General features: G+C 64.6%; 8 protein-coding genes and 2 pseudogenes. 3 read left to right on the forward strand and 7 right to left on the reverse strand.

What is annotated here, in order from left to right:
* Nucleotides 1–9: 9 nt before the first annotated feature.
* The 3 genes and pseudogenes from N7E70_RS28110 to N7E70_RS28120 all read right to left on the reverse strand — a co-directional run.
* Nucleotides 10–1,086, reverse strand: a complete 1,077-nt coding sequence (locus N7E70_RS28110; protein WP_148912969.1) for a DUF2793 domain-containing protein — start codon at nucleotides 1,084–1,086, stop codon at nucleotides 10–12.
* A gap of 74 nt (nucleotides 1,087–1,160) precedes the next feature.
* Nucleotides 1,161–1,541, reverse strand: coding sequence for a hypothetical protein (locus tag N7E70_RS28115; RefSeq protein WP_201744675.1), 381 nt, complete (start codon nucleotides 1,539–1,541; stop codon nucleotides 1,161–1,163).
* 53 nt (nucleotides 1,542–1,594) lie between these two features.
* A pseudogene (locus N7E70_RS28120) lies at nucleotides 1,595–4,663 on the reverse strand (baseplate multidomain protein megatron); the annotation flags it as partial.
* A 294-nt stretch (nucleotides 4,664–4,957) separates the two neighbouring features.
* Between N7E70_RS28120 and N7E70_RS28125 the strand changes: the two are divergent.
* Nucleotides 4,958–6,250 (forward strand): annotated as a pseudogene (locus tag N7E70_RS28125) (bifunctional rhamnulose-1-phosphate aldolase/short-chain dehydrogenase); the annotation flags it as partial.
* Between the two features lie 92 nt (nucleotides 6,251–6,342).
* The gene (locus tag N7E70_RS28130) at nucleotides 6,343–6,744 is read left to right on the forward strand and encodes a sugar-binding domain-containing protein (protein WP_263008229.1); all 402 of its coding nucleotides are present in this window, start codon (nucleotides 6,343–6,345) and stop codon (nucleotides 6,742–6,744) included.
* Nucleotides 6,745–6,950: 206 nt separating this feature from the next.
* On the opposite strand, the gene N7E70_RS28135 is transcribed toward N7E70_RS28130, so the two are convergent.
* The gene (locus tag N7E70_RS28135; RefSeq protein ID WP_263008230.1) at nucleotides 6,951–7,937 is read right to left on the reverse strand and encodes a methyltransferase; all 987 of its coding nucleotides are present in this window, start codon (nucleotides 7,935–7,937) and stop codon (nucleotides 6,951–6,953) included.
* Nucleotides 7,938–8,160: 223 nt separating this feature from the next.
* Here N7E70_RS28135 and N7E70_RS28140 point away from each other — a divergent pair, with 223 nt between their 5' ends.
* Entirely contained in the window at nucleotides 8,161–9,408 is a 1,248-nt protein-coding gene (locus tag N7E70_RS28140) for a site-specific integrase (RefSeq protein ID WP_263008231.1), read from the forward strand.
* Between the two features lie 260 nt (nucleotides 9,409–9,668).
* Here N7E70_RS28140 and repC read toward each other — a convergent pair whose 3' ends face one another.
* From repC to repA, 3 genes are all read right to left on the reverse strand, one after another.
* Nucleotides 9,669–10,877 (reverse strand): plasmid replication protein RepC, encoded by a 1,209-nt coding sequence (repC, locus tag N7E70_RS28145; RefSeq protein ID WP_263008232.1) that lies wholly within the window; start codon nucleotides 10,875–10,877, stop codon nucleotides 9,669–9,671.
* Nucleotides 10,878–11,136: 259 nt separating this feature from the next.
* Nucleotides 11,137–12,192 (reverse strand): plasmid partitioning protein RepB, encoded by a 1,056-nt coding sequence (gene repB, locus N7E70_RS28150; RefSeq protein ID WP_263008233.1) that lies wholly within the window; start codon nucleotides 12,190–12,192, stop codon nucleotides 11,137–11,139.
* A gap of 11 nt (nucleotides 12,193–12,203) precedes the next feature.
* The gene (gene repA, locus N7E70_RS28155; RefSeq protein WP_182574706.1) at nucleotides 12,204–13,397 is read right to left on the reverse strand and encodes a plasmid partitioning protein RepA; all 1,194 of its coding nucleotides are present in this window, start codon (nucleotides 13,395–13,397) and stop codon (nucleotides 12,204–12,206) included.
* Nucleotides 13,398–13,739: the final 342 nt, after the last annotated feature.

Here is a 13,739-nt window from a genome sequence, read left to right on the forward strand (position 1 = left end):
TTCCGCCGCTCAGCCGATCTTGCAGCCCCAGAAGGAAGTGTGGTCGGCGGCGAAGTAGCCGTCCGCGACCCGGAAATACCCCTGCAGCTCGACGGTATCGCCTGCCGTCAGCGGCAGCATGGTCTGAAGCCAGATCGCGGTAGCGAGCGAGACATGGGTGGCGGAGATTTCGCCGAGGGAGCCGCGGATTTCCGTCGTGCCGTTCAGGACGAGCCGCCCGCGCATGCGCGCTGTGGCGCTGGCGTTGATCTTGTAGAGCAGCGTCGCGCCGAAGAGGTAGGTGCCGTCGACCGGGGCCACGAAGTGATTGTTCGCGGCGTCGAACGCGCCCTGATCATTGTAGTCGGTGTTGTTGAGGCCGATCTTCGTCCAGGTGCCGACGCCCACGTAGTTGTCGTAGTTCGTATACGCCTTGAAGCGCGGCAGCCGGGGCTGGTCCACGATGCCGGTGGCGTTATCCACGCTCAGCCCGTCGAAGAACGTGCTGCCGTCGGCGGAGACCGCGAGGCGGAAGCGGTCGGAACCAAAGAGCCCCACCAGCGCCTTGGTGACGAAGCCGGTCTGCAGCGTCAGCCCGAGATCGTCGCCCGCGGCCTCCTTGTTCATGGTGTAGAACAGGTCGCCGGTCCCGCCCTCAGCCACGGTCTTCGCCGTCCAGAGTGCGGCGTTCAGCTTGGCAGAGAACGGGTTCGACGCATCCGCGGTGGTCCCGAGCCCCAGCAGTGCGAGGTTCTGCAGCGCGTCCGGCGTGGTCCCGACCCAGCCCGCGCCGTCGTAGACCAGCAGCAGGCTCTCGTCCTCGACCCACGCCCGCCAGCCGGTCCGCGGCGGCAGACGCAGCCAAGCCCCGTCCGTCCAGAGCGCGACGTTCAGGTCCCAGCCCGCCCAGTCGCCTGTCGCACCGGAGCCGACGATGAAGCGGTCGCCATCGGCGGGCGAACCGGGCGGCGCGGTCAGGTCCCGGTCGAGGACCGAGAGCTGCACGAGCCCGTCGAGAGTCCGCAGCGCCTCGTTGTGGGTGACGTGCTTCTGGGCCTGCGCCGCCAGGATGTAGGGCAGCAGGAGATGGGTCGTGGCGTCGGACATGGGCGGTCTCCAGAACGAAGAACGCCGCCTGCGTGGCAGGCGGCGAACAATGGCGCGGCAGTGGAACTGGCGAGCTACCTGCGCTTGGGCGGCTCCGCCGGAATGGCCGAGAGAACCGGATCGGGCTTCGGCGCATCCCACTTCGCGGTCATCGCGGCCCAGCGATCGATCTCGGCCCGGAAGGCGGGATCGTCGATCCGCAGATGGAAGGTGTAGAGCCGGTCCACGATCTCGCGCATCAGCGCGCGCATCTCGTCGTCATTGATCCGCGAGACATCGGACCACGGAATGCGTCTGCCCGCAGCGTCCTCGACGATGACATCGCTGCCATCGCCCGTGTGGGAGACGGGCGTCAGGCCGGCATGCAGGGTCTCGAGTTGCGTGTTGCGCACGCAGGCCACGGCCATCACTCTGGCAAGCTTTGCGGCAATCCTGTCTTCGTCGTTGGGGCGCATGAAGGGAGCCTACGCTGCAGAGTGCGCGCCGGACCAGAACTTATTGCGCTGCCTCACAAGGTCAGAGTGACAGGCTTGGGCGCGCCCCGCCCGACGAGGGCGGAAAGCTGGAAGATGCGGATGTCGAGCGTGTCGCCGGGGCCGAGCGGCGCGCCCCAGTCGGCGGTCTGCTGGGCGGCGGTGTAGACCGCGCTGGTCGTGGCGGTGCTCAGCCCCCGCATCACGGTGGCGCCATCAAGGATCTCGACCTCGTAGGCTTCAAGCTCCTCGGCCAGCGGCACCTCGAGCCCGCCCCAGCTGTTGGCGGCGAGCGCGCGGGACCGGCGTGTCCAGCGGATGGTCAGATCGCCGGACGTTCGCGGCCTGCGCCATGGCTGCTCGACATGCGCGACGGAGAACGGCCGCAGCCCGACGCCCTCGGGCGTGAAGGCCTGCTCCACATAGGTCTCGTCGCTGACCGGGCGGCTTGCGGGGCCGATGCGCCAGTGCCACGGGATGCCGAGGTCGGCCTCGGCGATCGGCAGAGACGCCAGCGCGGTGTCCAGCACGACGACCCGCGCGCCTGCCGGAGCCGGATTGCCCATGGCACCCTCGGTCCCTCGCTGCCCCCGCAGCAAGCGGGTCAGCCGATACCGGCCGGGCGCCAGCAGCTCGGCCGCGCCCGCCTGCACGATCTCCCAGGCGCCGGGCGCGCTCTCGATGGCCAGAGCGTTTGCACCGCCGTACAGGGTCAGGTCGGTGACGCTCTCCAGCGTGCCGGTCAGCAGATCGACCACCAGCGCATTGCCGAGATCGAAGCGCGACGTAGGGCCCGTGTAGAAGTCCGAGACCAGTGTCCCGATCCGGACGCGGCTGCCGAACGTCGTGAGTAGCTCGAAGCCATCGGTCGAGGGGCTGCGAAACACCGCCATCTCGCCCGGCCATGGAACCGCGTGCGCGGCGATCAGCGGTCGATACGCGGCCTGGTCCTCGGTCAGTTGCGGCAGATCCATCAGCACCGCATCCGGCGCGCCGAACACGACCGCCCGCGTCAGCGACGCCGCGCGGGGATCGCCAGGCGGCAGATCATAGGTTGTCCGATCTTGGCGGACCGCCTCGATGCCGCGGGCACCAGAATCGGCGATCGAGACGAGCCGCAGATTGACGAGCCGCCCGTCATGCCCGAGCCGGATCGCATCGGCCGGGTTCAGCGCGAGGCGCGAGGGCGGAAGACGGAACGCCGCGGTCTCGCGACCGACCCACGCCTCCATCAACGCGCGGCGGCAGCGCCGCTCGGCTTCCTCGGGCGGCACCGCCATGGGGAAGGACTCGGAGGCGATGCGGGTCGTATCGACGGTGATGCGCCGCGCCTCGACGAGGGCGGCGTCGTAGTCCTCGTCGGCGCGCGCGACCTGCCACTTCAGCGCCTGCGGCAGTTCGGTCTCCTGACCGCGGGTCAGTTCCAGCACGTCGCCCTCGCGGGCGGCTACCAGATCGTCGGGCCCGAGGGTGGCGACAGACGTCCGGCCGCGCATGATGAAACGAATGACCCCTTCGGTCTCCACGGCGTCGAAGCCGAAGTGGCGCGACAGCGTGGTGATCGAGGCGCGCGGGCTTTCCAGCGCCGTGATGGCGTAGCCTTCGACCGCGCCCCAAAGCCCTGAAACGTCGATCCGGGACGCGGGCAGTCCGGCGCGCAGGCAGAGATGGCGGACGAGGGCCGCCAGCGACACAGCGCCGAGCCGCCCGGTCAGCCAGTGGCCAAGCCGCCAGTTCGCGCCGTCCGTCCAGACGTCGGCCAGCGCCGGAAAGAATGGGTACGGCCGCGCGTCCCAGGTCCAGGCGGCGCATTCGGGGACGTGCACCATGCGGCCGCCATAGACCGAGGACACCGGGTTGTTCGCCGGGGTGCCCCACCAGAGATAGGTCGCTTCGAGATACGCCCGCTGGATCGCATCATCCCGCCAGCCCCGCGAGAAATGAGGCGTGAAGCTTTCGGACGACTTCGGGTCGAAGAAGACGTTGGGCTGGTTGGTGCCCCGGTCGATGGCAGGACAGCCGAGCTCCGTGAACCAGATCGGCTTGGACTGCGGCGCCCATGCCGTCGGCGTCCCGCTCTCCACCCCGCCCGGGCGGTCGTAGTGCGGGTTCGACCACCAGGCGCGCAGATCCTTGTAGCGGAAGACCCATGGCTTGCCCGCAGCACCGTCGGTGATCGGGGTGCGGACCTGCGCGGATCGGTCGGCCGCGCTGGCATAGAACCAGTCGAAGCCTTCGCCGCCCGCGATGTTCGCCTGAAGGTAGGCCCTGTCGTAGATCGCGGGCCAGCCTTCGGCGGCGTCGGCATGTTCGAATCCGTCCCGCCAGTCCGACAGGGGCATATAGTTGTCAATGCCGACGAAATCGATCTCCGGATCGGCCCAGAGCGGATCGAGGTGAAAGAACACGTCGCCCGAACCATCGCCCGGCTGGTGCCCGAAATACTCCGACCAGTCCGCGGCGTAGCCGATCTTCGTGCCGGACCCGAGGATAGAGCGGACATCCGCGAGCAGATCCCGATAGCCTTGCACGGCGGGATAGGTTGACGCGCCCGAGCGGATCGTGGTCAGCCCCGGCATCTCGGTGCCGATCAGGAAGGCGTCGACCCCGCCCGCCGCCGCGCAGAGATGGGCATAGTGCAGCACCATGCGCCGCAGGCCCCAATCGCCAGACGGGCCGGTCCAGACGACCGACTGGCCCGAGACGCTGAAGTTCGCGGGCGTCGCCGTGCCGAACAGTGCCGAAACCTGCGCTGTGGCGGCGGCCGTCTTGTCCACGGTTCCGGCATAGCCCGCCGCGGGGGAACAGGTGATCCGCCCCCGCCATGGAAATACGGGCTGACCCGTCGCGGCAGCATTGTCGGAATACGGGTTCGGCAGCGTGTTGCCGGGCGGCACATCCATCAGGATGAAGGGATAGAAGGTGACGCGCAGCCCGCGCGCCTTCATCTCCTGGATCGCCTGCACGACGGCGAAGTCGGACGGCGTGCCGCCATAGACCGGCCGATCCTGATCGTCGCGGCTGACGAGGAAGGCATTGGCGCGGCTGACGCCGTTGACCGACCAGGACAGAGGCGTGGTCGACTTGGCAGACACTTCGACACCTGTCGATTTACGTTTCAATTGAGATCCGCGTATTGTGCAATTTCAATTGTTTGCGCGAGACTGGAGTGTAACGCTTTGCAGTTCAAATGGGACCTGAGCAGAAATTTGTTACACCCAAAATGGGATTGATCGACCAGTCGATCGACCATGGTCAGCGTTTGAATTCTGCCCTTCAAGCCGCCTTTGCACAAGCCGTGAACCTAACACTTCAATCGAGACTCTGGGCGCAAAAGTCTCAATTGAACTATCCAACTTTCTCTAAATCCGCGCCAGTCCCTGTTTGAAGTGTAAATCGACAGCAAGCTCGGTCATTTTGACGACAGCGATGCCGTGCTCGAGTTTGTCAACTCGCGCCATCTGCGCGATCTCGCGGCCCTCGGCACCTCCTGCCCAGATCATTTCCTGCGCACCAAGATCAGGCCGCTGGTGATCGACTTCGATCCTGCGAAGGCTGATGTGGACACAGTGATTGCAGCGCTGCCCAAGGCACTGGACGATTACCGTGCCGGCTACCAGGCCTATTACGATCGCTGCAAGCACGCAGACTCGCCTGCCGTGCGCGACCCCAACGCCGTGGTTTACCTGATGCCAGGCGTCGGCATGTTCACCTTCGCCGCAGACAAGGCAACGGCCAGGATCTCCAGCGAATTCTACGTCAACGCCATCAATGTCATGCGCGGTGCCTCATCGGTGTCGACCTATGTCGGCCTGCCCGAGCAGGAAGCCTTCGACATCGAGTACTGGCTGCTCGAGGAGGCCAAGCTGCAGCGCATGCCCAAACCCAAGTCGCTGGCAGGCCAGATCGCCTTCGTCACCGGCGGTGCCGGCGGCATCGGCAAGGCGACGGCCGTCAGGCTTCTGCGCGAAGGCGCCTGCGTCGTCATCGCCGACATTGACGAGGCCGCACTTGCCACCGCGCATGACGAACTCGGCAAGGCATTCGGCAAGGACTTCGTGCGCCCGGTCCGCCTCGACGTCACCGACGAAACAGGCGTGGCCTCGGCCTATGCCGACAGTGCGGTCGAATTCGGCGGCACGGATATCCTGGTCTCGAATGCCGGCATCTCGTCCTCGGCGTCGATCGAGGACACGGAACTCGCCATGTGGAACCGCAACATGGACATCCTCGCCAAGGGCTACTTTCTGGTGTCGCGCGAAGCGTTCCGACTGTTCAAGCGGCAGCAGATCGGTGGCAACATCGTCTTCATCGCCTCGAAAAATGGACTGGCCGCCTCACCCAATGCAGCAGCCTACTGCACGGCCAAGGCGGCCGAGATCCATCTCGCGCGCTGCCTGGCGCTCGAAGGCGCGGAGCATCAGATCCGGGTCAACACCGTCAATCCTGACGCCGTGCTGCGCGGCTCAAAGATCTGGACCGGAGAATGGCGCGAGCAACGCGCGGCAGCCTACTCGATGCAGCCCGACGACCTCGAGGAGCACTATCGCAAGCGCTCGATGCTGAAGCGCTCGGTCTTTCCCGAGGATATCGCAGAGGCGGTCTACTTCCTTGCGTCCGACATGTCGGCGAAGTCGACCGGCAACATCATCAACGTCGATGCCGGCAACGCACAGAGCTTCACCAGGTAGTGCTCGTTAGAATTCCCTGAGCCGGCAAAAGGGCGGCAAAAAAGTCAGCACCTGCCGGCTCCCGGTTTCGTGGGGGGTTTGACTGCGGTCGGATGACCGGAGTTGTGACCTGCCGCCTGGCAGCAGGTCATCGTCGATTTCAGTCGGGCATTTTCCGTCTCCAATTTTCGTCGGCCGGCTCATGCGGTCGTGGCAGCCATGTCGTTCGTAGCGAAGTCGTGAACCTCGAGCAGCTCGACGCCTATCTTGCAAAAGGTGCACAGGCAGTCGTCTGCGGACGGTTTATCGATGCGAACGGTCAGGCCATCCCCGGAGAGATCGACCATCGCATGATCGGCATCGCGCTCGACGACATGCGCGGCAAGGAAATGGGCCTGCTCACCTCGTGCGGAACTGACAGAGTGCTTGCAATTCGCGCCACGCTGAATGGTGGATTTGCAACGCACCTGGCCACATGCGCGAAAACCGCTGAAGCGCTGATCGACCTGGCATAAGGCCGCAACTTGATCTGACGTTTCCGTGCTGTCGGGCCGCCAAATCCAAAACAAAGTGATTGGCTGGCGGGTAAGACGACGAGGGCGCCCGGGCAGATGCTTGCACGCCGCGTTCCAACGTCACGTTCGGCGCGCCGGCGGATGTCAGTCCGCGCTGAGGCCATGCAAGGTCGAAAGCAGGCCGATCAATCGTGAAAGCCGACGGATCAGCCCGCAAGGCGCGCACGAAACAACGTGCAGCCGTCCGCCAGGCGCGACCTGGATATATCCCCGAATCCAGCCTCGGTCATCCACGCGCGATACTGGCCTTCGGTGTACGATTCGCCGTGGCGATAAAGGTTCAAGAAGGTGAGGTTCAGAAAGACACCTTCAGGCGGGCCGAGGCGGTCGTCGTCGACGACACCCCAGCCCGCAATCGCGATCTCGCCTCGTGGCGTGAGGCAATGCGCCGCGTTCAGGATCGAACGGCGTGCCTGATCAGGCGGAAGGACCTGAACGACGGCTTTCAGGATCGCCAGATCGTGCCGACCGGTTGATGGCGCAACGGTGATGTCCCCCTCTTCGACAACCACGTCATCGACACCATACTCCGACAGGATTTCTGGCGCGGCCGCTGCAACCGTTGGAAGCTCCATCAGTGTCGCCGCGATCTGCGGCCATCGCTCGCGAAGCCCGACGAGGGTGGTCCCGGGGCCTCCGCCAATGTCGATCACCGATCCGATCGCGGAGAGGTCAATCTCCTGGGCCAGGTATCGGCCGAAAATTACGGCGCCTGGCGCCAGCTTTCGGCTGAATGCCGCAGCGGCCTCAGGCCCCGCTTGCGAAAAGTCGTGCAGTGCAGCCGGCCGGTTCAGTCGCAGCGACTCTGCGGTCAGCAGGTCGGCTCCCCAGAGCTCGCGCAAGAGCGCATGATCACCGCCACGATAGGTCTTCTTGGATGCGTCAAGAAAAGCCGACGCTTCGGCTCCATTGCGAAATCGACCATCCTCGACTTCGAGTAGACCGATGCTGGCGAGCGCGTAGAGGAGCCGCGACAGACGATCGGGGGCGATGTTGAACAGGGCTCCGAGATTGTCAGCCGTCAACGCGCTGTCCCCGAGCTGGGTGAAGATGCCAAGGTCCAAACCGGCGCGAAGCGCCAAGGCACGAGGCACCGCTGCGATCACGTCGTCGATCCGGTCAGAACCTACCATCTCACGTCCCCTGCGCACCCCAGGATCACGGTTGAAGCAGATCGGGTTCAACCGTGGCAACCCCAACAAGCAGCGGCCAGAAATTGTGTCCCAAAGCGAAGGGCATAGCGTATCTCAGCTGTGCGGTTACCTTCGCCTTTTGCACCTAAAGCGCACAGCCTGTCGAACACATCAAATGAACGATAATGTTGCATTATCATTCATTTGATGGCCTACTGCCGAAATGGCCTCTAACGTCGAGCAAAACCCGGAAAACCATATCAAACTGCGTTCGCCTCGACGAGAGAGCAGCCCTGAAAACGCTATTCTGGGTAAAAATCGCCGTCATGACGATGTTTCCGTCGATGAACTGCCCGACATTGTCGATGTCGTGATGGCAATGGGCCGGCAGGCGGAGGCGGCCATCGAGCCCGGCGCTGTCGTCGACGGCGGAGGCACCTCTCCTGCCCTCGCGTCCGACGAAGTCTCGCCCGTCGGCCGCCTTCCGGGCCAGCTCGATGAGCTTGCCGAGCGTGCGCGCGGTTATGTAAAGGCGGCCAGTTCCGCCAACACCCGCCGCGCCTACGCCGCCGACTGGAAGCACTTTTCCGACTGGGCCCGGCGCCAGGGTTTTGCCACCATGCCGCCGGATCCCGAGACCGTCGGGCTCTACATCACCGCGCTCGCTTCCGGCGCCGGCATCGGCGACAAAAAATCCGTGTCGACCATCGAACGACGGCTCGCGTCCCTGAGCTGGAACTATGCCCAGCGCGGGACAGAAAAGCTCGACCGGAAACACCGTGCCATCGCGACCGTCATGGCCGGCATCCGCAATGCCCACGCCCGCCCTCCCCGGCAGAAGGAAGCGCTCCTGCCCGAAGATCTGATCGCCATGCTGGAGACGCTCGAACGCGGCACGTTGCGGGGCTTGCGCGACCGCGCCATGCTGCTGCTCGGCTTTGCCGGTGCGCTGCGCCGCTCCGAGATCGTTGGCCTCGATTGCGGCCGCGATCAGACCCAGGATTCTTCGGGCTGGATCGAGATCTTCCCCGGCAAGGGCATATTGGTCACCTTGCGTGGCAAGACCGGCTGGCGCGAGGTTGAGATCGGCCGTGGATCGGCCGACTCCACCTGCCCTGTCGTGGCCCTGGAGACCTGGCTGAACCTTGCCCGCATTTCCCATGGCCCACTGTTTCGCCGCGTGACCGGTCAAGGCAAAAAGGTCGGCACCGAGCGGCTCAACGACCAGGAAATCGCCCGTCTGGTCAAACGTACCGCCCTTGCCGCCGGCGTCCGCGGCGATCTGACCGAGTCCGAACGGACCGGGCTTTTTGCCGGCCATTCGCTGCGTGCTGGCCTTGCCTCTTCGGCCGAGGTCGAGGAGCGCTACGTGCAGAAGCAACTCGGCCATGCCAGTGCAGAAATGACCCGCAAGTACCAGCGCCGCCGCGACCGCTTCCGCGTCAATCTCACCAAGGCGAGTGGACTCTAGCGCCGTCCCCTCCAATTCCGGAAGTGGACGCATTTGAGAATGCCGCCCCGGTCACATAAAGCACCTCGATGAGGTCCGCGTGCGATTGCCACGGCATATCAGTAGCCCGCCGCAGATCCCTCCCCAAGCAAATTGCTGTGCCTGGTAGAACGCGGCCCGCTTCGGAGTTGTAGCTTCCTCTACCCGCCGCAGCTTCCCCAAGGCAGTGATCGATGTCCCGACCGGAATTCAGCTGCCACCCAGCTTCTGCCCGCCCGGCGTCATCCCGCTTTGGCCTGGACCCCTCCCCTGCCGCGCAGCAGCGCCATGAGCACCGGGCCGATCGAGAATTCACCGGCCCGCGCTTTCGCCGTCAGGCTACGCAGATAGCCGCCCGGGCTGGAAATCGCCTCGCCCTTCTGCAGCATCGCCGCCACCATGATCGCGGCATCCACCGCCCCCATCGCCTCGCAGGCCTGGTTCCAGGCATCCGGACTGACGCCGAGGGCGCCGCGCACCAGATTTGCCGTTTCCACCAGATCCGCCCAGCCCGAAATGCCGTTTCGTGCGTAGTCCGCAATGTCAGGGCAGGCACGCAGCACCATGCCAAGCGGATAACCCGTTGGCGGCTGGCTCCTGGTTTCAGGTTTCACCGCAGCGGCCGTCCCTTGGCCTTTTTCGAGGCCGGGTTCAAATTCATAAGGGTGTGTATTTGAATTCTGTATGTGGCGCTCGGAATGAGACTCATTGGCGCTTGTTTCTTCAGTTTTTACGTGACTTTCCAGCGCCTTGCGTACCTCCTGGGCAAGCGCAGCCAGATCGGCGGCAATCGGTTCGAGCTCGAGCCGGCTCGCCGTGCGTGGAATAGCCGCCACTATGTCACGATAACTGAGATGCAGGCGTGGCCAATCAGCCGCAATGCCCTCCTCGAGGCCGAATGCGATCATCTTGGCGATGTCACGACGCAGGATGGTGATGCGCTCGCGGACGAGCAGAAGCGACCGCCGCTCAGCCCTCACTGCCTCGGCCATGCGCTCGAATTCTTCGGCACGGGCCAGAAGCGGCGTCAGGTCGAAGCCAAAGGCCTGCTCGATCGCACCGTCAAAGCCTTTGCGGGCATAGCGCTTGCCATTGGGGCTGTCGCGGCGCACCACCAGGCCGCAGTCGACGAGCACCGAGAGATGCCGCCTGAGCGTCGCCGGCGCCATGCCATGCGCCCTCAGCGCCAGCTGGGCATTGGACGGAAATACCACCAGCCCCTCCCCTTCCACGAGATCCGTGTCGGGATGGAAGCTCAGCAGCGCGTTGAGAACAGCAAGGGCGCGATCGCTGGCGCCAAGCAATTGCTTGGCCTCGCAGACGGCACGGAACACCTGCCATTTGTTGGAGCTGGCGCCAGGCGCGCAGCTGTCGGCCGCCATCTGACCTGCCACCATGGCAAGCGACAACGACCGCCGCCCAAAGGGCGTCGTCGAGATATGCTCAGTCATCCTTGTTTTACCTCAGTCGAGGCAAGCCGAAGGCATTCCGGAACGCGTCCAGTGGTTGACAAGTCGGCCCGGAAATGATTCTCTCACAATTGCTACATTGATGAGGGCTTCCGGAATGGCGACGTTTCGGGGGCCTTTTTCTTGCCGATTATCCTTCTGTTTCCGATCCTCTACGCGTTGGAACCTACGCTTTACGCTCCATCACCCGCGGGTGGCGCTGCGTTGAGGCAAACGCCCGTGCCGCTGGCTGTGGACAAACCTAGCCTTGCCCGGCCGAGCGGCCACGCTCCTGTTCGAACCTCTCCAACAGCTTGGGCAACTCCTCATCGAGGAAGTCTGCTAACCCATCCGCTGCCTTTTCCAGAAAATCGATCCTGGCTTTGCCCTTGGAAACAGTCAGACTTGCAACCGCCCTGCCCTTGCCATCGCGGATTTCGCGCACGGCGCCGGCGATTGGCTGCGTCTTGCGCTGCAGGTGCATGAACAACATGTTGAAGCGTTCGTCGCTCGTTGCAGCAAGGAAGCGCTGGCTGGTGACCTCGTCGTCGGCCTTGACGCGAGCCGCCTCGCTCTTCAGCAGCTCGGCCAGTGCCATCCAGCGCGGACGGCCGATCTTGGGGGCCGCGCCGATCGCGCGTACGACCTGTTCAGGCACCGCGTCGGCCACCTGCAGGAAGCGCGTCATCTCGGCCTTGTGCAGCGACAGCGCGTCCTGAACGACGGCGCGCTCGAAGCCTCTGGCGATCAGCTCGTGGGCGAACAGCGCCCGCTCGATGAAGGAGAGGTCACGCCGCTCGCTGTTTTCCTTACCCTGGGCGAGCACCAGCTCGACGTCGGAGAGCGGCCGGACGATGGCCAGGACGGGAACGCCGAGCTTTCCGGCAGCGCGCACGCGGCGATGGCCGTAGGCAGTCTGGTAGCGCCCCGGCTTGTCGGGATGCGGCCTGAGCAACACCGGAACCTGCTGCCCAGACGTCTCGATGCTGCTGACCAGCGCGTCGAAATCCGGATCCTGCGCGCCATGGTCGAGCCGGTCGGCGACGAACGACGCCTCGATCAGTGACGCGTCGACCTGGCTTACACGCTCGGCGGCATCGAGGCTTTCCTTGAGCCTGCGCGCCTCCTCGATCTCCTTGGACAGGCCACCGAGCGACAGGCCCATGGCCTTGACGGCTCCAGAGGCGCTGCGCTGGCGCGCGGCATCCGGCTCAGCCGTTTTCGTCTCAGGCGCCTTCTCGGTCGGAGTTGCGGCCACAGGCGCCGGTTCGACCGTACCGAACAGCGCCTTGAGCTGATCCTTGCGGTTCAATGCCATGCCAGCCTCCCTCACGCCGCCCGGTTCCATGCCTTGAGCATCAGGCTCTCGATCTCGCCGTTGACAGCTGTCAACGACTCCATGGCGCGGTCATAGGTGGCACGGCTGAAGCTCTCACGTGACACTTCGTAAAGCGTCTGCTTGGTCAGGCCCGCATCCGAAAAGGCGGTCGACTTGACCAGCGGCGCGGTCAGCACCCGATCGCCGAACAGCGAGCGCAGGAAACCGACGATCTGGGTCTGCGGTCCGTCATTGGGCTCGTAGCGCGTGATCAGGTAGCGCATGAAATCGAAATTCAGCTCGCCGCCGGCCTCCCGCACCACCGACAGAAGGTCGGCGGTCATGAACAGGAACTGGCTCATCGAGGCAACGTCGAGCATCTGCGGGTGAATGGTCACCAGCACCGAGGTCGCCGCGCACAGCGCCGACAGGGTCAGGAAGCCGAGCTGCGGCGGGCAGTCCATGACGACGACGTCGTAATTGTCGGCAACGGTCTGCAGCGCTTCCTGGACACGTGCAAAGAACATCGCCTTGTTGTCGCCGGCCTGCCGCGCCGCCAGCATCTGCGGCGTCGTATGCTCGAACTCCTGAAGCTCAAGATTGCCGGGCACGAAGTCGAGCCCGTCGAAATAGGTGCGGCGGATGATGTCAGTCAGCGGCCGGCGCTCCTCGTCATAGCGGATCGCGCCATAGAGCGTGTCGTTGCCGTCGAGATCGAGTTCCGGCTGGTAGCCCAGCAGTGCCGACATCGAAGCCTGCGGATCGAGATCGATCGCCAGCACCCGGTAACCGGCCAGCGCAAGATGCTGGGCAAGGTGCGTGCTGGTCGTGGTCTTGCCCGAGCCGCCCTTGAAATTGGTGACAGCGATGACCTGAAGGTGTTCGCCACGCCCGGTGTCGCGGCGCGGCAGATAATGGCGCGCCTTGGTGGGGTTCTGCTCGGCCAGATGCCGGCGCAGCCCGTTGATGTCGTCGAGTGCGTAGTAGCGTCGCCCCCCTGCCCCGGTTTCGGGCTGCGGCCCTTCGCCTGCGATGGAGAGCTGGCGCAGATAGCCGTCGGTGACACCGATCAGACGTGCGGCTTCGCCGCTCGAAAACTTGCGCAGGACCTTCTTCGAGGTCGGCGAAAACAGCCGGTCGCGCATTGCCTGCAATTGCGCCGACAACATCTCGGCGTCCCGCGCAATGGCACGATCAGTCGCCATGACCTCGGCCTCGTCGCTCGCGTTTTCCGCCCGTGCTTGAACTGCCCCAACCAAGTCTTTAGTCCCCTCTCGCCCACCAGCGCATGCGTAAGCGACGCACCGTCAGGCTTCGTTAAGATTTATGCGCCGATTCGCTGCAGAATCCGAATCCGGGTTACGCCTTCGCACATTTTAACGTGCCGGAGCGTGGATAACGGTTTTCTGAGGCGGTTACGCTGGACGCATCGAATTACGACCAATTAGCGTAACAAGGGTGCTGGAGAGGGCGAGTCGAGTCAACTTGTTTATAGTTAACGGAAATTAACCATTGTGACGGAGGCGTAACTGCGACCGTCGAGGACC

The sequence above is a fragment of the Aminobacter sp. NyZ550 genome, from assembly GCF_025628925.2.
GTDB lineage: Bacteria > Pseudomonadota > Alphaproteobacteria > Rhizobiales > Rhizobiaceae > Aminobacter > Aminobacter ciceronei.